Source organism: Pseudomonas sp. PLB05 (assembly GCF_021106615.1).
In the GTDB taxonomy this organism is placed as follows: Bacteria; Pseudomonadota; Gammaproteobacteria; order Pseudomonadales; family Pseudomonadaceae; genus Chryseomonas; species Chryseomonas benzopyrenica.
Window position 1 is genome coordinate 552,030 of the sequence record NZ_JAJOHO010000003.1, and the last position, 25,565, is coordinate 577,594.

Below are 25,565 nucleotides of genomic sequence, written 5' to 3' on the forward strand. Positions count from 1 at the left end.
GCCCTACCCCGAACGTCAGTCCGCAGCGACCGGCAGCCATGAGCGAGACCCAGGCGCTCATTACAGCGCTCCATCAGGAGCTGCTCCGGGCCCAGGCCGGCCTGTCGGAATACGAGTTGCTGCAGGCCTTGCGTCGGGCGGGGTCGCCCCTGGTGCCCCCGCGCCCGGTGACCGATAACTACGAACTCTTTCGCCTGCACTTTCGCGTCTTCAACGCGCTCTACCGCCTGCGTGACCAACTGCGCGCCGAACAGCGCGCCGAACTCATCATCAGCGCCCTGCGCATCGAACTGCGGCCATACCTGCGCGCCCGTGCCGGGCTGGTGGTAGCCGATCCGTTGCGCGCCTACTACCTGGATCTCACTCAGCTCGAAACCACCACCCCGGAAGACGTGGCCGATCTGCTCAATCACTTCTGGGCACTGGTCAATGGCGAGTCGGAACTGCTGGAAGCCCTGCGTCTGCTAGGCCTGGATCGCTCGGCCGACTACGGCCAGATCCGCCGCCGCTATCGCCAGCTCGCCAGCCGTCATCATCCCGATCACGGCGGCAGCACAGGCCGGCTACAAGCCATCAACGCGGCCATGGATACGCTGCGGCGGCACTACGGTCACCAGCCGACCGTGGACGCTAGGGCGCAGGCACGAGCTTCGGCATAATTGCCTGGTTCCCCAGAGGTTGCCCATGCCTGAACCACTCAAAGACCGGGTCGAAGACTGCTATCGCCAGGCCGAGGCCTTCTTCAAATGCCGCTTTCCTCGTCCCGACGTCAGCCTGGCCTTGCGTGGCCAGCGCGCAGGCGTTGCCCATCTCACCGAGAATCGGCTGAGATTCAACAGGCAGCTCTATCAGGAAAATACCGTCCACTTTCTCGAACAGACCGTCGCTCACGAGGTGGCGCATCTGGTGGCGCATCAGTTGTTCGGTGGCCATATCAGGCCCCATGGCGAGGAGTGGCAGCTGATCATGCGGGGCGTCTATGGCTTGCCGCCGGATCGCTGCCATACCTATGAGCTGCCACAGCGCGCCCGAACGCTCTATCTGTATCGCTGCAGCTGTCCGGATGGTCGCTTCGAGTTCACCGCCCAGCGGCACGCCCTGGTACGCAAGGGACGGCGCTATCTGTGCCGACGCTGCCATGGACCGCTGGCCTTCACCGACGAAGTGATCAGCGGCTGAGCCTGCCGGACCCGTTCCGGGTACCGGCAGGCAGGGAAAGCACTCAGCCCTGGGCGAAGACTTCGTCGAACAGGTTGTGCATCGCCAGGAAGGCGCGCTTGGCCACAACCGGGTGGTACTGCTGCTTGCCCGGATTGTTGGCTTCGGGATCGGTGAAGGAATGCACCGCGCCGCCATAGCTCAGCAACTGCCAATCCACCTGGGCGGCATCCATTTCCTGGCGGAAGCCAGCGAGCTGCTCGTCCGGCACCATTGGATCGGCGGCACCGTGCAGCACCAGCACCGGACCGGTGATACGCGCCGCATCGGCCGGGTTGGGCGTATCCAGATTGGCGTGGAAGGTCACCACGGCGCTCAGCGGGGCCCCGTCGCGCGCCAGTTCCAGAGCCGCGCAGCCGCCAAAACAGAAGCCGATAGCGGCGATCTGGTGGACGTCCACCGCCGCCGTCTCGGCCTGGGCGACCAGGGCCGCATAGGCTGCCTGCATGCGCTGGCGCAGCAGGGCGCGATCGCCGCGGATCGGCGTCATGGCCGCCAGGGCCTCGTCGGCGTTCTGCGGACGCACATTGCGACCGTAGAAATCCACTACCAGGTAAGCCAGGCCGTCGGCCTCGGCCAGCGCCTTGGCCTGCTCGACGGCGCCATGGGACACCCCCATCCAGTTGGGCGCGAACAATACGCCCGGACGGGTCGGATTACCGCTGGTGGCGTACACCAGCTGGCTCTCGAACGGTTCACCATCGATTTCGTAGGCAACGGGTTTTACAGTGACATCGACCATGGGGTCCTCCAAAGGGTGGATAGAAAGAAGCCCGCCGAGGCGGGCTTCTCTATCTTTAAGCGGACAATTCCACCAGCAGTTTGTTTAACCGCCGGACATAGGCGGCGGGATCCTTGAGGCTATCGCCCGCGGCCAGTGCAGCCTGATCGAACAGGATGTGCGATAGGTCGGCGAAGCGGTCCTCATCGGGCTCGCCATCGAGTTTCTCGATCAGCGGGTGCTGCGGATTGATCTCGAAGATCGGCTTGGAATCCGGCGCCTTCTGGCCGCTGGCTTCCAGGATCCGGCGCATCTGCAGACCCAGGTCCTGCTCACCGATGGCCAGGATCGCCGGCGAATCGGTCAGACGATGGGAAACGCGGACTTCGCTGACCTGGGCGTCCAGGGCCTGCTTGAGGCGCTCGACCAGGCCTTCCTTGGTCTTGGCGACCTCTTCCTGGGCCTGCTTGTCTTCTTCGCTGTCCAGCTTGCCGAGGTCGAGATCGCCACGAGCGACGTCGACGAAGTGCTTGCCGTCGAATTCGGTGAGGTAGCTCATCAGCCACTCGTCGATGCGATCGGTCAGCAGCAGCACCTCGACACCCTTCTTACGGAAGACTTCCAGGTGCGGGCTGTTCTTGATCTGGGCGTGGCTCTCGCCAGTCAGGTAGTAGATCTTGTCCTGACCTTCCTTCATGCGGCCGATGTAGTCGGCCAGGGACACATTCTGAGCGTCATCGCCGTTGTGGGTCGAGGCGAAGCGCAGCAGACCGGCGATCTTCTCGCGGTTGGCGAAGTCTTCCGCCGGACCTTCCTTGAGCACCTGACCGAAGTGGCCCCAGAACGACTGGTACTTTTCCGGTTCGCTCTTGGCCAGCTTCTCCAGCATGTCCAGCACGCGCTTGGTCAGCGCCGACTTCATGGAGTCGATCACCGGATCCTTCTGCAGGATCTCGCGGGAGACGTTCAACGATAGGTCGTTGGAATCCACCACACCCTTGATGAATCTCAGGTACAGCGGCAGGAACTGGTCGGCCTGGTCCATGATGAAGACGCGCTGCACATAGAGCTTGAGGCCCTTGGGCGCTTCGCGCTGATACAGATCGAAGGGCGCACGGGCCGGCACGTACAGCAGCGAGGTGTATTCGAGCTTGCCCTCGACCTTGTTGTGACTCCAGGTCAGGGGATTCTCGAAGTCGTGGCCGACGTGCTTGTAGAACTCCTGGTAGTCCTCGTCCTTGAGCTCGGTACGCGGACGGGTCCAGAGCGCGCTGGCGCGGTTGACGGTTTCCCACTCGGCGGCGGTCGGCTGCTCGTCCTCGCCACCCTGCTGCTCCTTGGGCAGCTCGATGGGCAGGCCGATGTGATCGGAGTATTTCTTGACCACGTTGCGCAGGCGCCAACCATCGGCGAATTCGGTTTCCTCGGGCTTGAGGTGCAGCACGATGCGGGTACCGCGCTCGGGCTTGTCGAAGTTCGCGACCTCGAACTCCCCTTCCCCCTTGGACGACCAGTGCACGCCCTCGGCGGCAGGCTGGCCGGCACGGCGGGTATAGACATCGACCTGGTCGGCGACGATGAAGGCCGAATAGAAGCCCACGCCGAATTGACCGATGAGGTTGGAATCCTTCTTCTGGTCGCCGCTGAGGTTCTTCAGGAAGTCGGCGGTGCCGGACTTGGCGATGGTGCCGAGGTGGGCGATCACCTCTTCGCGGCTCATGCCGATGCCGTTGTCTTCGAGGGTGACCGTGCCGGCCTCCTTGTCGAAGCTCAGGCGAATCTTCAGCGTATCCCCGCCTTCGAGCAGTTCGGGCTTGGACAAGGCCTCGAATCTGAGCTTGTCGGCCGCGTCGGAGGCGTTGGAAATCAATTCGCGCAGGAAGATTTCCTTGTTGGAATACAGCGAGTGAATCATCAGGTGAAGCAGCTGCTTCACTTCGGTCTGGAAGCCTAGGGTTTCCTTTTGAGTCTCCACACTCATGCTACGAACTCCGCTATCGATAGGAACGCACCAGATGCCTGGCGATGTCGCCGAGATGGGGGCGCCCGGAGACATTTCAACCTTGGCGCGCTCGGTTCGCGATGCAGGTAGGAATTTGCGCGATGCTGGAGCTAGACGCGGAACTTAACTTTTAACGGTGCGCTCGAACGGCTGTCGTGTAGTTCATAAGGAGAAAACACATGAAAAAGCCCTTCGCCATCGCCCTGCTCTTCACTGCCGCCTTCGGCCTCGCCGCCTGTGACAAGCCTTCCGAAAACAAGGCTCAGGATGCTGCCAAGACCGAACAGAAAGCTCAGGAAAACCTGAACAAAGCCGCCGAGCAGAGCAACAAGGCTGCCGAGCAGCGTAACGAAGCTGCCAACGAGGCCGCCAAGGAGCAATCCAAAGGCGAAGCCACCTCGGTCAGCCCGGCTACCGGTACCGCCAACGGCAACGCGCCGGCTACCCAGCCCAAGCCGTAAGCTGTCTGGATACGAAAAAAGCCCGCTTATGCGGGCTTTTTTGTGGGCGGCTGATTCAGGAGCGCGAGGGATCCGGTTCGGCCTCGTCCTCTTGGACGCGTTCGCCAGGCCGCAGGCTTTCCAGCACCAGCGCGACCAGGCCCACCACCACGGCCGGCAACAGCCAGCCCAGACCCGAGTCGGCCAGCGGCAACCACTGCACGGCCCCGCTCAGATAGGGCACGCTCAGGTGCGCAGCCTGCAGGCCGTCGAGGATGCCGAAGGCCAGGGCGACCAGCAGCACCGGGCCGAGAATGCGTCCGGGCGCCGCCCAGCGGGCGGTGAAGAAGCTCAGCACCACCAGCGCGATGCAGGGCGGATAGATGGCGGTCAGGATGGGCACCGAAATCTGGATCAGCTGGGTCAGCCCCAGGTTGGACACCAGCAGCGAGAAGGCCGCCAGCAGAACCACCAGACTGCGATAGCTGAAGGGCAGGAATTCACTGAAGAATTCCGCGCAAGCGCAGGTCAGGCCCACCGCCGTGACCAGACAGGCCAGGGTAATCAGCACCGCGAGAAAGTCGCTGCCGACACTGCCGAAGGTGTGCTGCACATAGGCATGCAGGACCTCGGCGCCATTGCTGGCGTGGGGCACCAGCGACCCGCTGCCAGCGCCGAGCTGGAACAGGCTCAGGTAGACCAGCACCAGCCCTGCCCCGGCGATCAGGCCGGCGATGATGGTATAGCGCGTCAGCAATTGCGGCGCCGTCACGCCCCGGGCGCGAATGGCGTTGACGATGACGATACCGAACACCAGGGCGCCCAGGGTATCCATGGTCAGGTAGCCGTTGACGAAGCCCTGGGACAGCGCCCGCGAAGCATAGTCCGGCGCTGCCGTGGCAGGACCGCCGGCTGGCCAGAACAGCGCCGCACCACCCAGCACTGCCAGCGCCAGGATCTTCAGCGGACCGAGAAAGCGTCCCACGGTGTCGAGCAGGCGCCCCGGATAGAGCGAGACCACCAGCACCACCAGGAAGTAGGCCAGGCTGTAGAGGAACAGCGGTATGGGTCCGTTGCCCAGCAGCGGCGCGACGCCGACCTCGAAGGACACCGTGGCGGTGCGCGGCGTGGCGAACAGCGGCCCCACCGACAGGTAGCAGACGATGGCCAGGGTGCGGGCGGCCGTTTGGCCGAGCGGCTTGCTCAGGGCATCCATGCCACCGCCGACCCGCGCCAGGGCGATCAGCGTCAGCACCGGCAGGCCGACGGCGGTCAGCAGGAAGCCCAAGGCGGCGCTCCAGACGTGCTCGCCCGCCTGCAGACCGACGATCGGGGGAAAGATGATGTTGCCCGCGCCGACGAACAACGCGAACGTCATGAATCCAAGGGCCAGGACATCCCGGCTTTGCAAAGCTTTCATGGAAGGCAGTACCAGCAATGAGGAAAACGAGGCAGCCCGCCCTCATGGGAGCAGGTCTTGGCGGGGCCACGGCGTGGCCGTTGGAGCGGAAGGTTGCCATCCTAACGAATTACCGGCGAAAAGGCAGCCGGCAGCTGATGAGGCGTCATGAGCGCGCCCATGAAAAAGGCCGCCCGGAGGCGGCCTTTTCTACAGTCAGTCAGACTCAGGCCTGCTTGACTTCCCAACCGGTCAGCTCGGCCAGGGCCTTGCCGATGTCGGCCAGGGACCGCACGGTCTTCACACCGGCGTCCTGCAGGGCGGCGAACTTCTCGTCCGCAGTGCCTTTGCCACCGGAGATGATGGCGCCAGCGTGGCCCATGCGCTTGCCGGGCGGAGCGGTGACGCCGGCGATGTAGGACACCACCGGCTTGGTCACGTTGGCCTTGATGTAGGCCGCGGCTTCTTCTTCAGCGCTGCCGCCGATCTCGCCGATCATCACGATGGCTTCGGTCTGCGGATCTTCTTGGAACAGCTTCAGGATATCGATGAAGTTCGAACCCGGGATGGGGTCGCCGCCGATGCCCACGCAGGTGGACTGGCCAAAGCCGGCGTCGGTGGTCTGCTTCACGGCTTCATAGGTCAGGGTGCCGGAACGCGACACGATACCGACCTTGCCCGGCAGGTGGATGTGACCGGGCATGATGCCGATCTTGCACTCGCCGGGGGTGATGACGCCGGGGCAATTCGGGCCGATCAGGCGCACGCCCAGTTCGTCGCACTTCACCTTGGCATCCAGCATGTCGAGGGTGGGGATACCCTCGGTGATGCAGACGATCAGCTTGATGCCGCCGAAGGCCGCTTCTAGGATGGAGTCCTTGCAGAAGGGAGCCGGCACGTAGATCACCGAAGCATCGGCGCCAGTGGCTTCCACCGCCTCGCGCACGGTGTTGAACACCGGCAGACCGAGGTGGGTGGAACCGCCCTTGCCGGGGGTCACGCCGCCAACCATCTGGGTGCCGTAGGCGATGGCCTGTTCGGAGTGGAAGGTACCCTGGCTACCGGTGAAGCCCTGGCAGATGACCTTGGTGTCTTTGTTGATCAGGACGCTCATTACTTACCCTCCGCGGCCTTGACGACCTGCTGGGCAGCGTCGGTCAGGCTGGTTGCCGCGATGATGTTCAGGCCGCTTTCGGCCAGGACCTTGGCACCGAGTTCGGCGTTGTTGCCTTCCAGGCGAACCACGACCGGCACCTTCACGCCAACTTCTTTAACGGCACCGATGATGCCTTCGGCGATCATGTCGCAGCGCACGATGCCGCCGAAGATGTTGACCAGAACGGCCTTCACGTTGCTGTCGGACAGGATGATCTTGAAGGCTTCGGTCACGCGCTCTTTGGTCGCGCCGCCGCCCACGTCCAGGAAGTTGGCCGGCTTGCCGCCGTGCAGGTTGACGATGTCCATGGTACCCATGGCCAGACCGGCACCGTTGACCATGCAGCCGATGCTGCCTTCCAGGGCCACGTAGTTCAGTTCCCACTTCTGCGCATGGGCTTCACGGGCGTCGTCCTGCGACGGGTCGTGGAAGGCACGCAGCTTGGGCTGACGGTAGATGGCGTTGCTGTCGATGTTGATCTTGGCATCCAGGCAGTGCAGGTTGCCATCCTTCTTGATCACCAGCGGGTTCACTTCCAGCAGCGCCAGGTCGTAGTCCTGGAACAGCTTGGCCAGACCGACGAAGATCTGGGTGAACTGCTTGATCTGGTCACCTTTCAGGCCCAGCTGGAACGCCAGGTCGCGACCCTGGTAGGGCTGAGCGCCCACCAGCGGATCGATGGTGGCCTTGAGAATCTTTTCCGGAGTGTCGTGAGCGACCTTCTCGATGTCCACGCCACCTTCGGTGGACGCCATGAACACGATACGGCGGCTGGAACGATCGACCACGGCGCCCAGATAGAGCTCCTGATCGATGTCGGTGCAGGATTCAACCAGGATCTTGGTGACCGGCTGACCATTGGCGTCGGTCTGGTAGGTCACCAGACGCTGGCCCAGCCACTTGGCGGCGAATTCCTTGGCTTCTTCCTTGCTCTTGACCAGCTTCACACCACCGGCCTTACCACGGCCACCGGCGTGTACCTGGGCCTTGACGACCCACTCGTCGCCGCCGATACGGCCGCAAGCCTCGTAGGCCTCCTGGGGGGTGTCGACAGCGTAGCCTTTGGAAACGGGCAGGCCGTATTCAGCGAACAGCTGCTTACCCTGATACTCGTGGAGATTCATGCTTGTCTACCGTCTTCGTTGGGTATTGCGCATTCGACGCTGTGCGTTCTCCGAGCCGTCCTCCGGACGGTCGCGGGCACCGCGCCACCTGTGACCCCTGCCCTAGTGTGGTGTCTCACACCCCACTCACAAGAGTCCGAGGCGCCTTCCTGCGGTGGAGCCCTGAGGCTCCACGGCGGTCGGCGACCCCGTGGTTCCGTAAATCTCTTACCGCTTCTTGCGATTCACTGCGTGGATCGCATGACCGTTCACCGCCAGGGCCGCTTCGTGCAGCGCCTCGGACAGCGTCGGGTGCGAGAACACCATCATGCCCAGGTCTTCGGCGCTGGTGCCGAATTCCATGGCGATGGCGCCTTGCTGTACCAACTCCGCCGCGCTCGGGCCGACCACATGAACGCCCAGGACGCGATCGGTCTTGGCATCGGCCACGACCTTGACGAAACCGGCGGTGTCATTGGCCGCCAGGGCACGACCGCTGACCGCGAAGGGGAAGGTGCCGACATTGACTTCGACGCCTTCGGCCTTCAGGGCCTGCTCGGTCTTGCCAACCCACGCGATTTCCGGGTGGGTGTAGATCACCGAGGGGACCAGATCATAGTTCATCTGGGCCTTGTGACCAGCGATGCGCTCGGCGACCATCACGCCCTCTTCCGAGGCCTTGTGGGCCAGCATCAGACCGCGCACGCAGTCGCCGATGGCGAACACGCCCGGCACGCTGGTGGCGCAGTGGTCGTCGACGTAGATGTAGCCACGCTCGTCGCTTTCCACGCCGCTGTCGGACGCCAGCAGGTCGGTGGTGACCGGACGACGGCCCACGGCGACGATCAGGCGATCGAAGGTGATCTGCTTTTCTTCACCGGCTTCGGTGTAGTTGACGGTGACTTCTTCGCCATTGACCTGCGAGCCGGTCACACGAGCACCCATGCGGATGTTCAGACCCTGCTTGGAGAGGATCTTGTAGGCTTCCTTGGACACCTGCTCATCGGCGGCGACCAGGAACTTGTCCAGGGCTTCCAGCACGGTGACTTCGGCACCCAGGCGGGCCCAGACCGAACCCAGCTCCAGGCCGATGACGCCGGCACCGATCACGCCCAGACGCTTGGGCACGCTCTGGAATTCCAGGGCGCCGGTGGAATCGACGATGACCTTCTGGTCCACCGGAGCCGGCGGGATGTCGATGGGACGCGAGCCGGACGCCAGGATGACGTTTTCGGCCTCGACGACCTGGACGTTGCCGTCCAGACCAGTGACTTCGACCTTCTTGCCCGACAGCAGCTTGCCGTTGCCTTCCAGCAGGGTCACGCCGTTGGCCTTGAACAGGGTGGCCACACCGCCGGTGAGGTTCTTCACGATCTGGTCCTTGCGGCCGATCATGGTGGGTACGTCGATGGTGACGTTCGGCGCGTCGATGCCGTGAACCTTAAAGCCCTCGTGGGCCTCGTGGTACTTGTAGGAGCTGTCCAGCAGCGCCTTGGAGGGAATGCAGCCCACGTTCAGGCAGGTGCCGCCCAGGGCGACCTTGCCTTCCTTGCCCTTGTAGCGCTCGACACAGGCCGTCTTCAGGCCAAGCTGCGCGGCGCGGATGGCGGCCACGTAGCCACCAGGGCCGGCGCCGATCACCACTACGTCGAATTTGTCGCTCATACACTAATCCCCTTGGAGCAGCTTCAGGCAGGAAAACTTGAAGCGGTGCGTGGCGCCTGCCCCGCACCGCGAGAGCCGGATCAGATGTCCAGCAGCAGACGAGCCGGGTCTTCCAGCAGGTCCTTCATGGTGACCAGGAAGGTCACGGCTTCCTTGCCATCGATCAGGCGATGGTCGTAGGACAGCGCAAGATACATCATCGGCAGGATCACCACCTGGCCGTTCACCGCCATCGGGCGTTCCTGGATCTTGTGCATGCCCAGGATCGCGGTCTGCGGCGGGTTGACGATGGGAGTGGACAGCAGCGAACCGAAGACACCACCGTTGGAGATGGTGAAGGTACCACCCTGCATGTCTTCCATGGTCAGCTTGCCGGCCTTGGCCTTCTTGCCGAAGTCGGCGATGGTGCCTTCCACTTCCGCCAGGCTCATGAACTCGGCGTTGCGCAGCACCGGCACCACCAGGCCACGGTCGCTGGACACGGCCACGCCGATGTCCTGGTAGCCGTGGTAGACGATGTCGTTGCCGTCGATGGAGGCATTGACGCCCGGCTGACGCTTGAGCGCCTCGGTGGCGGCCTTGACGAAGAAGGACATGAAGCCCAGGCGCACGCCGTTGTGCTTCTTCTCGAACATGTCTTTGTACTTGGAGCGCAGGTCCATGATCGGCTTCATGTTGACCTCGTTGAAGGTCGTCAGCATGGCCATGCTGGACTGGGCTTCAACCAGGCGCTCGGCGACCTTGGCGCGCAGGCGGGTCATGGGCACGCGCTTCTCGGTGCGGTCGCCAGCGGCGGTCACCACCGGAGCGGCGGCTGCAGCGGGCTTGGCAGCCGGAGCGGCAGCGCCGGACTTCTTGGCCTCGACGGCGGCGACGGCGTCTTCCTTGGTGATGCGACCACCCTTGCCGGTGCCGACCAGGGTAGCCGGGTCGATGCCGTTCTCTTCGGCGATCTTGCGCGCGGCGGGCGCCAGGATCGGATCCTCTTCACCACCGGCGGCCGGTGCGGCGGCCGGAGCGCTGGCGGCAGCCGGCTGGGCAGCCGGAGCGGCGGCGGCAGTGGCGCCCTCCTCCACGCGAGCGATGACTTCTTCGCTCAGCACGGTATCGCCTTCGTTCTTCAGGATTTCGGCCAGGACGCCATCGGCCGGTGCCACGACTTCCAGCACGACCTTGTCGGTTTCGATGTCGACCAGCAGTTCGTCACGCTTGACCGCTTCGCCGGGCTTCTTGTGCCAGGTGGCGACGGTGCCGTCAGCGACCGATTCCGGGAAGGTAGGGGCTTTGATCTCGATAGCCATTCTATGAATTTCCTTAGTGATCTCTAGTAGTCGCGTGGCGAATCAAACGGAGAAAGCATCGTGCAGCAGTTTTTCCTGCTGCTCGGCGTGCATGGAGGCATAGCCGCAGGCCGGCGCGGCGGACGCATCGCGACCGGCGTATTCCAGACCCAGGCCCTGCTTGTAACCGGACACGGCGCGGCGCATGTGATGCTGGCTGCAGTACCAGGCGCCCTGGTTCATCGGCTCTTCCTGGCACCAGACCACGCGCTCGAGGTTCGGATAGCCGGCCAGTACGTCGGCCAGATCGTCTTCCGGGAACGGGTAGAGCTGCTCCAGACGCACGATGGCGATGTCCTGGCGATTCTCGCTGCGGCGCTTTTCCAGCAGGTCGTAGTAGACCTTGCCGCTGCACAGCACTAGGCGCTTCACCTGCTGGGCATCGATCTGATCCAGTTCGTTGATCACGGTCTGGAAGGAGCCATGGGCCAGGTCTTCCAGGGTCGAGATGGCCAGCTTGTGGCGCAGCAGCGACTTGGGCGTAAGTACTACCAGCGGCTTGCGCAGCGGGCGGATCACCTGGCGACGCAGCAGATGGTAGATCTGCGCCGGCGTGGTGGGTACGCAGACCTGGATGTTCTGCTCGGCGCACAGTTGCAGATAACGCTCCAGGCGTGCCGAGGAGTGCTCCGGGCCCTGGCCTTCGTAGCCATGGGGCAGCAGCATGGTCAGGCCGCAGAGACGACCCCACTTGATCTCGCCGCTGGTGATGAACTGGTCGATGACGACCTGGGCACCGTTGGCGAAGTCACCGAACTGGGCTTCCCAGACCACCAGCGCATTGGGCGTGGTGGTGGCGTAGCCGTATTCGAAGCCCAGTACCGCTTCCTCGGACAGGAAGGAGTCGTAGATCTCGAACGACGGCTGATTCTCGGCCAGGTGCTGTAGGGGCACGTAGGGTACGGCGTCCTTCTGGTTGTGCAGCACCGCGTGACGGTGCGAGAAGGTGCCACGGCCGACATCCTGACCGGTGATGCGGATCGGATGGCCTTCGTGCAACAGGGTGGCGTAGGCCATGGTCTCGGCAAAGCCCCAGTTCAAAGGCAGACCGCCGGCGGTCATCTTCTGGCGATCCTCGATGATCTTGCCGACCTGACGCTGGACCACGACGCCTTCCGGAACCTGCAGCAGCTTGTTGGCCAGGTCCTGCAGGGTCTTGAGGTCGAAGCCGGTGTCGTGCCGGGCGGTCCAGGCATGGCCGAGGTAGGGTTTCCAGTCGACGAACAGGTCGCGATTGGGCTCCTTGACCAGGCTGGCCACGACGTGACGGCCCTCGTCGAGGGCACCGCGATAGGCTTCGAACTGTGCCTGGACCTGCTCGGCAGTGACGACGCCGGCCTGGGTCAGGGCATCCGCATAGAGATCGCGGGTGGTGCGCTGCTTGGCGATCTGCTGATACATCAACGGCTGGGTGCCGCTCGGCTCGTCGGCCTCGTTGTGGCCGCGACGGCGGTAGCACACCAGGTCGATGACGATGTCCCGCTTGAACTGCATGCGGTAGTCGACCGCCAGCTGGGTGACGAACAGCACCGCCTCGGGATCGTCGCCGTTCACATGGAAGATCGGCGCCTGGATCATCTTGGCGACGTCGGTGGCGTACTCGGTGGAGCGCGCGTCTTCCTGGCGGCTGGTGGTGAAGCCCACCTGGTTGTTGATCACCAGGTGCAGGGTGCCGCCGGTCTTGTAGGCCCGGGTCTGCGACATCTGGAAGGTTTCCATGACCACGCCCTGGCCGGCGAAGGCGGCGTCGCCGTGGATGGCCACGGGCACGACCTTGTCACCGGAGCGATCGCCGCGGCGATCCTGGCGCGCGCGTACCGAACCTTCCACCACCGGAGAGACGATCTCCAGGTGCGAGGGATTGAACGCCAGCGCCAGGTGGACTTCGCCGCCCTGGGTCATGACGTTGGAGGAGAAGCCCTGGTGATACTTGACGTCACCAGAGCCCAGCTCGACCAGCTTCTTGCCTTCGAACTCGTCGAACAGGTCGCGCGGGTTCTTGCCCAGGGTATTGACCAGCACGTTCAGGCGGCCACGGTGGGCCATGCCGATCACCAGTTCCTTGACGCCATAGGAGCCGGAACGCTGGATGATCTCGTCGATCAGCGGAATCAGGCTCTCGCCGCCTTCCAGGCCGAATCTCTTGGTGCCCGGGTATTTGGTGCCCAGGTACTTCTCCAGACCCTCGGCGGCGGTCAGGCGCTCCAGCAGATGGGTACGGACTTCCGGCGAATACTGCGGGCGGCCACGGACGCTTTCCAGGCGCTGCAGGAACCAGCGGCGCTCCTCGGAATCGACGATGTGCATGAACTCCGCACCGACCGTGCGGCAATATGTCTCTTGCAGCGCATCCCTGATTTCGCGGAGAGTTGCTTCCTCTTTGCCGATGAACAATTCACCGGTACGGAAGGTGGTATCCAGATCGGCGTCGGTCAACCCATAGTGGTTGAGCAGCAGATCGGCAGGCGGCTGACGCTGCCACAGACCCAAGGGGTCGAGTTGGGCAGCCTGATGACCCTGCAGACGGTACGCCTGGATCAGACGCAGGACTTCGACCTGCTTCTTCTCGTGTTCGGAACTGACGGTACCGGCCGAGACCGGCTGAGCTCGCCGCTGATTCTTGCCCAGCAGCACGAAATGGTCGCGGATCGCGGAATGCGCGACGTCCGGCGAATTGCCAGTGACCGCGGGAAGCTTCTGGAAGTAGGTGCGCCATTCTTCCGGCACAGCGTTGGCATCGTGCAGAAACAGCTCATAGAGCTCTTCCACATAGGCAGCATTACTGCCGGACAGGTGAGCGCTGTCCCACAGTTGCTGCATCTGACTTTCGTGCATCTAGTTCACCCCTTCGGCAGAGATAGCATCAGCCGATGACCAGCCTCGACGCGAGACCTGGCCTCACTACGACTGCGCCAATGCCCGGATGCGGTTCCGGGTATCCCTGAATGGACATTGGTTGAATCAAGCTATCAAGGTCGCTAACGAACCCGCCCGGCACAACTGGCCGGGCGGGACGTGGATCAGGTACCGCTCTGCAGCAGCATCGCCCGCACATGGCCAATGGCCTTGGTCGGGTTCAGCCCCTTGGGACAGACCGCCACGCAGTTCATGATCGAACGGCAGCGGAACACGCTGAACGGATCGTCCATGGCGGCCAGACGCTCCTGGGTCTTGGTGTCGCGACTGTCGGCCAGGAAACGATAGGCCTGCAGCAGCGCAGCGGGACCGAGGAACTTGTCGGGGTTCCACCAGAAGGACGGGCAGGACGTCGAGCAACAGGCGCACAGAATGCACTCGTACAGACCATCGATCTTCTCGCGGTCTTCCGGGCTCTGCAGGCGCTCGATGGCCGGTGCCGGGGTCTCGTTCTGCAGGAACGGCTTCACCTTCTCGTACTGCTTGTAGAAGATGCTCATGTCGACGACCAGGTCACGAATGACCGGCAGGCCAGGCAGCGGACGCACGACCAGCTTGCCGTTCTTGACCACCGCCGACAACGGCGTGATGCATGCCAGGCCGTTCTTGCCGTTGATGTTCATACCGTCGGAGCCGCACACGCCTTCGCGGCAGGAACGACGGTAGGAGAAGCCTTCATCCTGCTCTTTGATCAGAGCCAGGACGTCCAGCACCATGAGGTCCTTCCCACCGGTATCGACCTGGAACTCCTGCATGGACGGCAGGCCGTCCTGATCCGGGTTGTAACGATAAACGCTGACTTTCAACATGGTGGTCACCTTTAGTAAGTCCGAACCTTGGGTTCGAACATCGGTACGGTCTTGGGCGCGAAGTTGACGTCACGCTTACTGACCCGCTTTTCACCGGGGAAATAGAGGGTGTGGCACAGCCAGTTCTCGTCGTCGCGCTCTTCGAAGTCTTCACGGGCGTGAGCACCACGGGACTCCTTGCGGTTCTCGGCGGCGATGGCGGTCGCTTCGGCCACTTCGAGCAGGTTCTGCAACTCGAGCGCTTCGATACGGGCGGTGTTGAAGCCCTGACTCTTGTCGTTGATCTTGACCTTGGCGATGCGCTCGCGCAGGTCGGCCAGCTCGGCGATGCCCTTCTGCATGTACTCGCCGGTGCGGAACACCCCGAAGTAGTTCTGCATGCAGGTCTGCAGTTGCTTGCGCAGGGTGGCGACGTCGTCACCGGTGGTGCGCTCGTTGACGCCGGACAGGCGCTGCAGCGAGGCTTCCAGATCGCTTTCCGAGGCACCGCGGTGCTCGATACCTTCCTTGAGCGCCTTCTCCAGGTGCAGACCAGCAGCACGCCCGAAGACCACCAGGTCCAGCAGCGAGTTGCCACCCAGACGGTTGGCCCCGTGCACGGACACGCAGGCCACTTCGCCTACGGCGAACAGGCCTTCGATGATCTTGTCGTTGCCGTTGGCGTCCTGGGTGATGGCCTGGCCATGAATGTTGGTGGCGATGCCGCCCATCATATAGTGGCAGGTGGGGATCACGGGCACCGGTGCGACGACCGGATCGACATGGGCGAAGGTCTTGGACAGCTCGCAGATACCGGGCAGACGGCTGTGCAGCACGTCTTCACCCAGGTGATCCAGCTTCAGCAGCACATGATCGCCATCCGGACCGCAACCGTTGCCGGCCAGCACTTCCTTGACCATGGAACGGGCGACCACGTCGCGACCGGCCAGGTCCTTGGCGTTGGGCGCATAGCGCTCCATGAAGCGCTCGCCATGCTTGTTGATCAGGTAGCCACCCTCACCGCGGCAACCCTCGGTGACCAGTACCCCGGCGCCGGCGATGCCAGTGGGGTGGAACTGCCACATCTCGATGTCCTGCACCGGCACGCCGGCGCGCAGCGCCATGCCGACGCCGTCACCGGTGTTGATCAGGGCGTTGGTGGTGGAGGCATAGATACGACCCGCACCGCCGGTGGCCAGCACGGTGGCCTTGGCCTTGACGTAGACGGTCTCGCCGGTTTCGATGGCGATGGCGATGACGCCGACCACGACACCATCTTGGTTCTTGACCAGATCCACGGCGTACCACTCGTTGAGGAAGACCGTGTTGTTCTTCAGGTTGCCCTGATAGAGGGTGTGCAGCAGAGCGTGACCGGTACGGTCGGCTGCGGCGCAGGTACGTGCGGCCTGGCCACCCTTGCCGTAGTCCTTGGACTGACCGCCGAAGGGACGCTGATAGATGCGGCCCTGCTCGGTACGGGAAAACGGCAGACCCATGTGCTCGAGTTCGAAGACCGCTTCCGGGCCCACGGAACACATGTACTCGATGGCGTCCTGGTCACCGATGTAGTCCGACCCCTTGACGGTGTCGTACATGTGCCAGCGCCAGTCGTCGTTCGGGTCGGCCGAAGCGATGGCGCAGGTGATGCCGCCCTGAGCGGACACGGTATGGGAGCGGGTCGGGAAAACCTTGGTGATCACCGCGGTCTTGTGGCCGGACTGGGCCAGTTGCAGGGCGGCGCGCATACCGGCGCCGCCGCCACCTACGATGATGGCATCAAACGAAATATGACGAATTGTGGACATAGATCAAACACCCCAGAAGATCTGCACGCCCCAGACGAAGAACGCGAACATCGCGAACCCGCATACCGCCTGGAAGAGAAAACGCACGGCGGTAGCACCCTTGCCGATTGCCATGGTGGTCAGGTAGTCGGTGGAGATGGTCCACATACCAACCCAGGCATGAACGCAGATGGACACCAGCGCCAACAGGCTGAAGATGCGCATCAGGGTGTGGGAGAACAGGCCGTGCCATTGCTCGAAGGTGAGCCCTGGATGAAGGATCAGGAAGCCGATGAGAAAGAGGAAGTAGACCGCGAGGACGACTGCCGAGACCCGTTGAGCCATCCAGTCGTAGAGACCGGAACGCGAAAGATTGGTGACGTTGGTTACCATACCCAAACCCCTGCCAGAATGATCAGAACTGCGGAAATGACCAGCACGAGCTGCGCACCCAGCTTGCCGCCCTGCAGGGTTTCGCCGGCGCCACCATCCATGATCAGGTGCCGAATGCCGGCGACCAGGTGGTAGAGCAATGCGGACAGCAGACCCCAGATCACGAGCTTGACCAGCGGATAGGCCAGAAAAGCTTTCACTTGGCCGAAGCCTTCCGGGCTACCCAACGACAGATGCAGGCCATAGAGCATGACTGCGATGCCGAGGAAGAGGATGACGCCGGAGATACGGTGAAGAATCGAGGTATAAGCTGTGATAGGTAGTTTGATGGTCCTGAGATCTAGGTTTACAGGTCGTTTGCTATTCACGGCTTCTTTCACACTGAGGGCCCAATTACGGTCGGGCTAGTTATAGGAGATTCCACATCTGCTACACGCTTCCTGTTGAAAGCGTCTCGACCGCTCGGCATCAGCTCGCCGACCCGGCACGGTCGGGCGAGAATTATAGACAGTTAGCCTACTCATGACAAACGCGGATACCCGATCCCGACGTCGCCAGCTGATATTCAGAAGCCTGCGTGTTAATGTCTTTTCGCCGCACAATCTGCCCAGAAAGCGCCTCTAGGGTGATATTTTCGTAAATTGACTTTCAAATTTATCCCTCTATAGTGGGCGAGGCCCTGAGTGGAGGGTTTATTGATGATTTCAAAGCAAAATAAGGAGGCCTAATGGCTGACAAGAAAGCGCAGTTGATCATCTCGGGAGCGGATCCGGTTGACCTGCCCGTTATGTCCGGCACCCTCGGCCCGGACGTGATCGATGTTCGCAACCTCACCTCCACTGGTGTGTTCACCTTCGACCCGGGCTTCATGTCCACTGCCTCGTGTGAGTCCAAGATCACTTACATCGACGGTGACAAGGGCATCCTGCTGCATCGTGGCTACCCGATCGAGCAATTGGCGGAGAAATCCGACTACCTCGAGACCTGTTACCTGCTGCTCAAGGGTGAGTTGCCGAACACGCAAGAAAAAGCGCAGTTCGTTGACACCATCAAGAACCACACCATGGTTCACGAGCAACTGAAGAACTTCTTCAACGGCTTCCGTCGCGATGCGCATCCCATGGCCATCATGTGCGGCGTAGTCGGCGCCTTGTCGGCCTTCTATCACGACTCCCTGGACATCACCGATCCGCAGCACCGCGAGATTTCGGCGATGCGCCTGATCGCCAAGATGCCGACCCTGGCCGCCATGGTGCACAAGTACTCCATGGGTCAGCCGATGATGTATCCCCGCAACAACCTGGGCTATGCGGAAAACTTCCTGCACATGATGTTCAACACGCCGTGCGAGGAAAAACCCATCAGCCCAGTGCTGGCCCGTGCCATGGATCGCATCTTCATCCTGCATGCCGACCATGAGCAGAACGCCTCCACCTCCACCGTTCGCCTGGCCGGCTCTTCGGGCGCCAACCCCTTCGCCTGCATCGCTGCCGGCATTGCCGCCCTCTGGGGTCCGGCGCATGGTGGCGCCAACGAAGCCGTGCTGAAGATGCTGGACGAGATCGGCGATGTCGCCAACATCGACAAGTTCGTGGCCAAGGCCAAGGACAAGAACGATCCGTTCAAGCTGATGGGCTTCGGCCACCGGGTCTACAAGAACTTCGATCCCCGCGCCACGGTGATGAAGCAGACCTGCGACGAAGTCCTGGCCGAGCTCGGCATCAACGATCCGCAGCTGGAGCTGGCCATGCGCCTGGAAGAACTGGCCCGCAAGGACCCCTACTTCGTCGAGCGCAACCTCTATCCGAACGTGGACTTCTACTCTGGCATCATCCTCAAGGCGATCGGTATTCCGACCAGCATGTTCACCGTGATCTTCGCCATGGCGCGGACCGTTGGCTGGATCTCGCATTGGCAGGAAATGCTGTCCGGCCCCTACAAGATCGGCCGGCCGCGCCAGCTGTACACCGGCGTTGCCCAACGTGATATCTCGGACGATCGCGGCTGATCGATCCGTAAAGAAGAACCTCGCTTCGGCGGGGTTTTTTATGCCTGCAGTGCCTGGATCTACGTCTGACGCCAAGAACGTCAGACATGAAAAAGCCCGCACTAGGCGGGCTTTTTCATGTCTGGATCAGGCTGATTACTTGGCCTGAGCTTCGACTTCGGCTTCTACGCGACGGTTAACAGCGCGACCGGCTTCGGTAGCGTTGTCAGCAACCGGGCGGGACTCACCGTAACCAACAGCGTTCACACGGCCACCCTGCACGCCGTACTGGTTGACCAGCACGTTACGCACGGCGTTGGCACGACGCTCGGACAGCTTCTGGTTGTAGGCGTCGGTGCCGACGGAGTCGGTGTGGCCTTCAACGGTGGTCGAGGTCTGCGGGTACTGCTGCATGAAGTCAGCCAGGTTCTTGATGTCGGCGTAGCTGTTGGGCTTGACCACGGCCTTGTCGAAATCGAACTTCACGTCCAGCTCGACGCGAACGGTTTCAGCGGCAGCCGGGCAGCCGGTAGCGTCAACGGTGACGTTGGCCGGGGTGTTCGGGCACTTGTCGACGTTGTCGCAAACGCCATCGTTGTCGGAATCGGTGCAGACGTCAGCAACGGGGGCCGGAGCCGGAGCCGGAGCGACTTCTTTCTTGGTGGAGCCACCGAAGTTCAGACCAACACCAACAGCAGCGCTCCACTCGGTGTCGCCGTAGTCGATGTTGTAGTTGGCTTGCACGCCGGTACGGGCATACAGGTTCTCGGTGAAGTAGTACTTCAGGCCGGCACCCAGGTTGGCGTAGGTGGAGTGATCACGACCACCTTCGTTGATGTCGCGGTTGCTGATGGACTGGTGAGCGAAACCACCGGACACGTACGGACGCAGGCCGACGCCGGGCTGACCGAAGTGGTAGTAGGCATCCAGAGCGGCCAGGCTGCCCTTGATGTTCTTGTGGCCCAGGTCGCGGTCGCCACGAGCGTTGTGGTACTCACCGTAGGACAACGCCAGCTCAACGTCGTCGGTCAGGAAGTAGCCAACGGAACCGCCGTACAGGTCAGCGTTGGTCATGTTGCGCTGGCTGTCGGTGAACAGACGGCTGCCGAACAGCTCAGTCTCGACGGCGCCTTGACCTTGTGCCAGGGCGCTCAGCGAGGCGCTTGCCAGCAGGGAGCCGATCACGACGCCCAAGGTGCTCTTCAGTTTCATCCTTTGTATCCCCATTTTAGTGGTACTAATTCCGGCAATCTCCGGAGGCTTCGACAACAAGTTTTCGTGAAGTTCAAAAACTTACAGCTGACACATCCGGTCAGCCCTCAACTTCAGCTGCGAACTTGTCACGCAGTTTGTCGAGTGCCCGCTTGTATCGCATCTTGGTGGCGCTGAGCCCCATGTGCATGATGTCGGCGATCTCCTGGAACTCTAGCTCCGCGACGAAACGCAGCACTAGGATCTCCCGATCGACCTGCCCCACATGGACCAGCCAGCGATCCATCCCTCCCTTTTCTTCCAGCTTCGGCGCCCGTTCCTCGGAGGCTTCCTCCATCGGATCCAGACTTAATGCCTCCACCAGCCGCCGCTTGCGGCGTTCCCTGCGGTACTGAGTAATGCACTCGTTGTAGGTGATGCTGTACAGCCAGGTCTTGAATTTCGATTTCCCCTCGAAATTCTTCAAACCGTAAAGCACCTTCAGCATGATCTCCTGGCAGACATCGTCGGCATCCCGGTCGTTCCCCAGGTAACGGGCGCAGACGTTGAACAGGGTGCGCTGATAGCGGCGCATCAGTTCTTCGTAGGCTCGCGTCACGTGGAAGAGTTCACCATGCGCGCGCTGGACCAGCTCTTCATCGCTGAGCGTGGTCGGATCGTAGGCATGAGGGGCAGGCTTGTTCAAGACGGAATTGGCTACCAAAAAGTGGCGGGCATGATAGCCATCTCCGCGGCGCCTGTCAGCGGCTGCGGACCTGAGCCTCCAGCAATAGACGGTTCGGAACCGAAACGATATCGCCCTCCTCGGTCATGATGAGGGTCTTGGCAGTACCGATCTCCTCGATCTCGCCTTCGACGTCCGCCAAGGTCACCCACTGGCCGACTTCGTAGAGTTCGCGCACGTAGATACCGGCCAGAATCTGCGACACCAGTCCCCGGCTACCCAGCCCCAGGGCCAGAGCTGCAGCCAGGGCGAAGGCGGTGAGCACGATGGCGATGACCAGGTTCAGCAGTTCGGTCTTGATCTCCAGCTGACCGACCGCGACCGAGATCGCAATGATGATGACCAGGCCCTGGGCCAGACGCCCCAGCCCCGCGGCGTAATCCAGGCCGACGCCCTCGGCGGCGCCATGGACCAGGCCGCTGACCAGTTGCGCCAGCAGCACCCCGACGATGAGCACCAGGGCGGCGCCAAAGATCTTGGGCACATAGAGCGCCATGACGTCCAGGGTGGAGGAAACGCGCTGCAAACCCAGGGACTCGGCCGCCGACACCAGGAACACCAGCAGGACGAACCAGTAGACGATCCGGCCGATCAAAGTGGTGACCGGCATGCGCATGCCGATCTTGGCCAGTTGCTTGGTCACGCCGGCACCGGCGAGCACACGGTCCAGGCCGAGCTTGGCGAGCACCTTCGACAGCACGGCGTCGAGAATCTTGGCGACCGCGAAGCCCGCCAGGATCACCACCAGGGCGCCGAAGGCGTTGGGAATGAAGCCGGCCACCTTGCTCCACAGGGTGGTCATGGCGGACAGCAGACTTTGGGTCCAGATATCGAATTCCATCTACTTCAGGATCTCCGGGGAAGATTCGCTACGCGTGCTACGGCGCGAGCGCGGCTTCAGGTGAGGGGCGCCGTTGCCCAGTGCCAGCAGCAGCGCCGATGCCCAGTGCCGCCCGATCAGATCAAACAGCGCACCCGCGCCCACCTGACGATTGGCGGTCTTGAGCACACGATGCAATCGTGCCTGATCATCGCCCTCCTCGTCCTGAGCATTGGCCGGGGTATTGAGGAGCGCCTTGAGGGACGCTTCGAAGGGATCGTGCATAGGCACCTCGCTGGTCGTTTCCTCTTGACGCAGCGAGGTGGAGACGGGTCACAGCCAGCGCAGTCGGCGAAACAGCCAGACCTGGAAGACCGCCACCGCGCCGATCAGTAGGCAGGCGGCCACGAAGCCGAAGGCGGATGACGAACCCGGCATGCCCCCCATGTTCATCCCAAGCAGACCGGTGATGAAGCTGATGGGCAGAAAGAAGCCGGTGATGATGGCCAGCAGATAGAGGGTGCGGTTGGTCTTTTCCGTGGTCGCCCGTTGCTCAGCGTCCTGCAGCAACGCGACCCGCTCGCGCATGACCTCGAGCTCTTCCAGGTTGCGCACCAGACTGTTGTGCAATTCGCTCCAGTAACCCTGACTGGCCGCCTCGACGAACCAGGCCGGCTTGCCACGAGCCAGATCGCCATAGATGTCGCGCTGCGGGGCCAGATAACGGCGCAGCCCGGTGGCGCGGCGCCTGAGGGTCAGCACCTGGGCATGGTCGGGCAGGCTGCCCTCGTCCTGGTCGACCTGCTCTTCGAGACCATCGAGCTGATCGGACAGGCCACGCACCAGGTCATCGACCCGACTGGTCATGTAGCTGGCGAGGTAGAGCACCAGCTCCTCGGCATTCTGGGCGCCGATGCCCGCCTCTAGGTCCTCCTGGACCTCGGCGGCGGCCTTCATGGGCCTCATGCGCAGGGAGATCACCCGGCGTTTGTCGACGAATACCCGCAGCGAGACCATGTCTTCGGGCACGGCGCCGGGATTGAGGTTCACCCCGCGCAGGAACAGCAGGAGGCTGTCGTCGGGCTGATTGACCAGGCGTGGGCGGGTCGCCTCTTCCAGCAGCAGATCGCAGGCGAATTCGCTCAGACCACTGGATTGCCGGAGCCAGGCCTGGGCCTCGGGCACACTGCGATCCCAGTGCAGCCACAGCACCTCGCCGGGACCTGGCTCGACCTCGGCCAGTTCACGGCGACTCAGGCGCCGTCCACCGCCGCGGCCATCGAGGAGGTAGCCATAGACGAGGCCCTGTTCCACATCGCTGTCGTACTGCTGCATCTGGTGTCTCGTGCAAGGATCCTGCCCCCGTGTGGTGAGGCGATCCGGCGAACGTGACTCCAGCTGGGCGCAGGGCCACGCTCGTGGGGAATGGGGGATTAATCCCGGAAAGAGTCACCCCGCCTCAGGCAGGCAGGGTGACCCCTGGGATCAGGCGTTGCCTTCAGCCAGGAAGAACCAGGTGTCGAGCACGGAATCGGGGTTGAGCGAGACGCTCTCGATGCCCTGCTCCATCAGCCACTTGGCCAGGTCCGGGTGGTCCGAGGGACCCTGACCGCAGATGCCGATGTACTTGCCGGCCCGGTTACAGGCCGCGATGGCATTGGCCAGCAGCTTCTTGACCGCCGGATTACGCTCGTCGAACAGGTGAGCGATGATGCCGGAGTCCCGATCTAGGCCCAGGGTGAGCTGGGTCAGATCGTTGGAGCCGATGGAGAAGCCGTCAAAGTGCTCGAGGAACTCGTCCGCCAACAGGGCGTTGGAGGGCAGCTCGCACATCATGATGACGCGCAGGTCGTTCTCGCCGCGCTTGAGGCCGTTCTCGCCGAGCAGCTCGACCACCCGCGCCGCCTCGTCCAGGGTGCGCACGAAGGGCACCATGAGCTCGACGTTGGTCAGGCCCATCTCTTCGCGCACCTTCTTCATGGCGCGACATTCCAGCTCGAAGCAGTCGCGGAAGTTCTCGCTGATGTAGCGAGAGGCACCGCGGAAGCCCAGCATGGGGTTCTCTTCCTCGGGTTCGTAGAGTTTGCCGCCGATCAGATTGGCGTACTCGTTGGACTTGAAGTCCGACAGGCGCACGATGACCTTTTTCGGCCAGAAGGCGGCGGCCAGGGTGGACACCCCTTCCACCAGCTTCTCGACATAGAAGCCGACCGGATCCGAGTAGCCGGCGATGCGCTTGTCGACGCTTTCCTTCACCTCGAAGGGCAGGCTGTCGTAGTTGAGCAGCGCCTTGGGGTGCACGCCGATCATGCGGTTGATGATGAATTCCAGGCGGGCCAAGCCCACTCCGGCATTGGGCAGCTGGGCGAAGTCGAAGGCGCGGTCGGGGTTGCCGACGTTCATCATGATCTTGAACGGCAGCTCGGGCATGGCATCCACCGAACTCTGGCGGATGTCGAAGTCCAGTTCGCCTTCATAGATCAGGCCGGTGTCACCTTCGGCACAGGAGACGGTGACGGTCTGGCCGTCCTTGAGCAGGCTGGTGGCGTTGCCGCAACCGACCACGGCCGGGATCCCCAGCTCGCGGGCGATGATGGCGGCGTGGCAGGTACGGCCGCCGCGGTTGGTGACGATGGCGCTGGCGCGCTTCATCACCGGCTCCCAGTCGGGATCGGTCATGTCGGAGACCAGGACATCGCCGGGCTGGACGCGGTCCATCTCGCTGACGTCACGGATGATCTTGACCTTGCCGGCACCGATGCGCTGGCCGATGGCGCGGCCTTCCACCAGCACCTGGCCCTTGTCCTTGAGCAGGTAGCGCTCCATGACGGTGGCGCTGGCCCGGCTCTTCACCGTTTCCGGGCGCGCCTGGACGATGTAGAGCTTGCCGTCGTCGCCGTCCTTGGCCCATTCGATGTCCATCGGCCGACCATAGTGACGCTCGATGATCAGCGCCTGCTTGGACAGTTCGGTGACCTCGGCATCGGTGATGGAGAAACGCGCGCGATCCGCGGGCTCGACGTCGACGGTGCGCACGGAGCGACCGGCCTTGGCTTCTTCGCCATAGACCATCTTGATCGCCTTGCTGCCCAGGTTACGTCTGAGGATGGCCGGGCGACCGGCTTCCAGGGTGGGCTTGTGGACATAGAATTCGTCCGGGTTCACCGCGCCCTGCACGACGGTCTCGCCCAGGCCATAGGCGGCGGTGACGAAGACCGCATCGCGGAAACCGGATTCGGTATCCAGGGTGAAGAGCACGCCGGCGGCGCCGGTTTCCGAACGCACCATGCGCTGCACGCCGGCGGACAGGGCGACCAGTTTGTGATCGAAGCCCTGGTGCACGCGGTAGGCGATGGCGCGGTCATTGAAGAGGGAGGCGAAGACTTCCTTGGCCGCGCGGATGACGTTGTCGACGCCGCGGATATTGAGGAAGGTTTCCTGCTGACCGGCAAAGGAGGCATCCGGCAGGTCTTCGGCGGTCGCCGAGGAGCGTACGGCGACAGCGAGATTGGGGTTGCCTGCCGAGATCTCGGCGAAGGCCCGGCGGATTTCGGCGTCCAGGCGCTCGGGGAAAGGCGCGTCCATTACCCACTGGCGGATCTGGGCGCCGGTCTTGGCCAGGGCGACGACGTCATCGACATCCAGGGCATCGAGGGCGGCGTGGATACGCTCGTTCAGCCCACTCTGCTCAAGGAAATCGCGATAGGCCTGGGCCGTGGTGGCGAACCCGCCCGGCACGGAGACGCCCGCGTTGGCCAGGTTGGCGATCATCTCGCCGAGGGATGCGTTCTTGCCGCCCACGCGCTCGACGTCGTGCACGCCAAGCTGCTCCAGTGAAATTACATACTCGTCCAAGGTCTTCTCTCCATCTTGTGTCTTTGTGGGAAAGCAGTACGC

At 62.8% G+C, this 25,565-nt stretch carries 22 protein-coding genes; 4 read left to right on the forward strand and 18 right to left on the reverse strand.

Annotated features, from left to right (window positions below; genetic code table 11):
- Positions 1-38 precede the first annotated feature (38 nt).
- Together LRS53_RS15400 and LRS53_RS15405 are read left to right on the forward strand one after the other, a co-directional pair.
- Entirely contained in the window at positions 39-659 is a 621-nt protein-coding gene (locus tag LRS53_RS15400) for a DNA-J related domain-containing protein (protein WP_231356484.1), read from the forward strand.
- A 25-nt stretch (positions 660-684) separates the two neighbouring features.
- Complete coding sequence (locus LRS53_RS15405) at positions 685-1,179, forward strand: SprT family zinc-dependent metalloprotease (RefSeq protein ID WP_231356485.1); 495 nt, start codon at positions 685-687, stop codon at positions 1,177-1,179.
- Positions 1,180-1,222: 43 nt separating this feature from the next.
- Here the strand turns inward: LRS53_RS15405 and LRS53_RS15410 are convergent, their stop codons facing one another.
- Both LRS53_RS15410 and htpG read right to left on the reverse strand, forming a co-directional pair.
- Positions 1,223-1,960 carry a dienelactone hydrolase family protein gene (locus tag LRS53_RS15410; RefSeq protein WP_068385307.1) on the reverse strand — a complete coding sequence of 246 codons (738 nt, stop codon included), beginning with the start codon at positions 1,958-1,960 and terminating at the stop codon, positions 1,223-1,225.
- A 55-nt stretch (positions 1,961-2,015) separates the two neighbouring features.
- The gene (gene htpG / locus LRS53_RS15415; RefSeq protein ID WP_231356486.1) at positions 2,016-3,920 is read right to left on the reverse strand and encodes a molecular chaperone HtpG; all 1,905 of its coding nucleotides are present in this window, start codon (positions 3,918-3,920) and stop codon (positions 2,016-2,018) included.
- A 200-nt stretch (positions 3,921-4,120) separates the two neighbouring features.
- On the opposite strand from htpG, the gene LRS53_RS15420 reads away from it, so the two are divergent.
- Positions 4,121-4,402, forward strand: coding sequence for a hypothetical protein (locus tag LRS53_RS15420; RefSeq protein WP_007159246.1), 282 nt, complete (start codon positions 4,121-4,123; stop codon positions 4,400-4,402).
- A gap of 55 nt (positions 4,403-4,457) precedes the next feature.
- On the opposite strand, the gene brnQ is transcribed toward LRS53_RS15420, so the two are convergent.
- The 10 genes from brnQ to sdhC form a co-directional block, all read right to left on the reverse strand.
- Positions 4,458-5,801, reverse strand: a complete 1,344-nt coding sequence (gene brnQ / locus LRS53_RS15425) for a branched-chain amino acid transport system II carrier protein (RefSeq protein ID WP_231356487.1) — start codon at positions 5,799-5,801, stop codon at positions 4,458-4,460.
- A gap of 205 nt (positions 5,802-6,006) precedes the next feature.
- On the reverse strand, positions 6,007-6,894 hold the full coding sequence (gene sucD / locus LRS53_RS15430) for a succinate--CoA ligase subunit alpha (protein ID WP_017638886.1): 888 nt from the start codon (positions 6,892-6,894) through the stop codon (positions 6,007-6,009).
- Positions 6,894-8,060 (reverse strand): ADP-forming succinate--CoA ligase subunit beta, encoded by a 1,167-nt coding sequence (sucC, locus tag LRS53_RS15435; protein ID WP_064306646.1) that lies wholly within the window; start codon positions 8,058-8,060, stop codon positions 6,894-6,896. The genes sucD and sucC overlap by 1 nt, the downstream gene beginning before the upstream one ends.
- A 207-nt stretch (positions 8,061-8,267) precedes the next feature.
- Entirely contained in the window at positions 8,268-9,704 is a 1,437-nt protein-coding gene (gene lpdA, locus LRS53_RS15440) for a dihydrolipoyl dehydrogenase (protein ID WP_017638888.1), read from the reverse strand.
- Between the two features lie 80 nt (positions 9,705-9,784).
- The gene (odhB, locus tag LRS53_RS15445; protein ID WP_064306647.1) at positions 9,785-11,005 is read right to left on the reverse strand and encodes a 2-oxoglutarate dehydrogenase complex dihydrolipoyllysine-residue succinyltransferase; all 1,221 of its coding nucleotides are present in this window, start codon (positions 11,003-11,005) and stop codon (positions 9,785-9,787) included.
- A gap of 42 nt (positions 11,006-11,047) precedes the next feature.
- Positions 11,048-13,879, reverse strand: coding sequence for a 2-oxoglutarate dehydrogenase E1 component (locus LRS53_RS15450; RefSeq protein ID WP_231356488.1), 2,832 nt, complete (start codon positions 13,877-13,879; stop codon positions 11,048-11,050).
- 185 nt (positions 13,880-14,064) lie between these two features.
- Complete coding sequence (locus tag LRS53_RS15455; protein ID WP_017638890.1) at positions 14,065-14,769, reverse strand: succinate dehydrogenase iron-sulfur subunit; 705 nt, start codon at positions 14,767-14,769, stop codon at positions 14,065-14,067.
- A gap of 11 nt (positions 14,770-14,780) precedes the next feature.
- Positions 14,781-16,553 carry a succinate dehydrogenase flavoprotein subunit gene (gene sdhA / locus LRS53_RS15460; protein ID WP_026083584.1) on the reverse strand — a complete coding sequence of 591 codons (1,773 nt, stop codon included), beginning with the start codon at positions 16,551-16,553 and terminating at the stop codon, positions 14,781-14,783.
- A 3-nt stretch (positions 16,554-16,556) separates the two neighbouring features.
- A complete protein-coding gene (gene sdhD / locus LRS53_RS15465) occupies positions 16,557-16,925 on the reverse strand; it encodes a succinate dehydrogenase, hydrophobic membrane anchor protein (RefSeq protein ID WP_017638892.1) in 369 nt (122 codons plus the stop codon).
- Positions 16,919-17,305 (reverse strand): succinate dehydrogenase, cytochrome b556 subunit, encoded by a 387-nt coding sequence (gene sdhC, locus LRS53_RS15470; RefSeq protein ID WP_026083585.1) that lies wholly within the window; start codon positions 17,303-17,305, stop codon positions 16,919-16,921. The genes sdhD and sdhC overlap by 7 nt, the downstream gene beginning before the upstream one ends.
- 347 nt (positions 17,306-17,652) lie before the next feature.
- On the opposite strand from sdhC, the gene gltA reads away from it, so the two are divergent.
- The gene (gltA, locus tag LRS53_RS15475) at positions 17,653-18,933 is read left to right on the forward strand and encodes a citrate synthase (RefSeq protein ID WP_231356489.1); all 1,281 of its coding nucleotides are present in this window, start codon (positions 17,653-17,655) and stop codon (positions 18,931-18,933) included.
- Between the two features lie 135 nt (positions 18,934-19,068).
- On the opposite strand, the gene LRS53_RS15480 is transcribed toward gltA, so the two are convergent.
- From LRS53_RS15480 to ppsA, 6 genes are all read right to left on the reverse strand, one after another.
- Positions 19,069-20,124 carry an OmpA family protein gene (locus LRS53_RS15480; RefSeq protein ID WP_017638894.1) on the reverse strand — a complete coding sequence of 352 codons (1,056 nt, stop codon included), beginning with the start codon at positions 20,122-20,124 and terminating at the stop codon, positions 19,069-19,071.
- Between the two features lie 100 nt (positions 20,125-20,224).
- Positions 20,225-20,809: an RNA polymerase sigma factor SigX gene (sigX, locus tag LRS53_RS15485; protein ID WP_231356490.1), complete on the reverse strand. Its 585-nt coding sequence runs from the start codon at positions 20,807-20,809 to the stop codon at positions 20,225-20,227.
- Positions 20,810-20,864: 55 nt separating this feature from the next.
- Positions 20,865-21,689 (reverse strand): mechanosensitive ion channel family protein, encoded by an 825-nt coding sequence (locus LRS53_RS15490; RefSeq protein WP_231356491.1) that lies wholly within the window; start codon positions 21,687-21,689, stop codon positions 20,865-20,867.
- A complete protein-coding gene (locus tag LRS53_RS15495) occupies positions 21,690-21,953 on the reverse strand; it encodes a CrfX protein (RefSeq protein WP_231356492.1) in 264 nt (87 codons plus the stop codon). It abuts the gene before it with no gap.
- 48 nt (positions 21,954-22,001) lie between these two features.
- Positions 22,002-23,003: a zinc transporter ZntB gene (locus tag LRS53_RS15500; RefSeq protein ID WP_231356493.1), complete on the reverse strand. Its 1,002-nt coding sequence runs from the start codon at positions 23,001-23,003 to the stop codon at positions 22,002-22,004.
- Positions 23,004-23,153: 150 nt separating this feature from the next.
- Positions 23,154-25,523: a phosphoenolpyruvate synthase gene (gene ppsA / locus LRS53_RS15505; protein WP_160922861.1), complete on the reverse strand. Its 2,370-nt coding sequence runs from the start codon at positions 25,521-25,523 to the stop codon at positions 23,154-23,156.
- Positions 25,524-25,565: the final 42 nt, after the last annotated feature.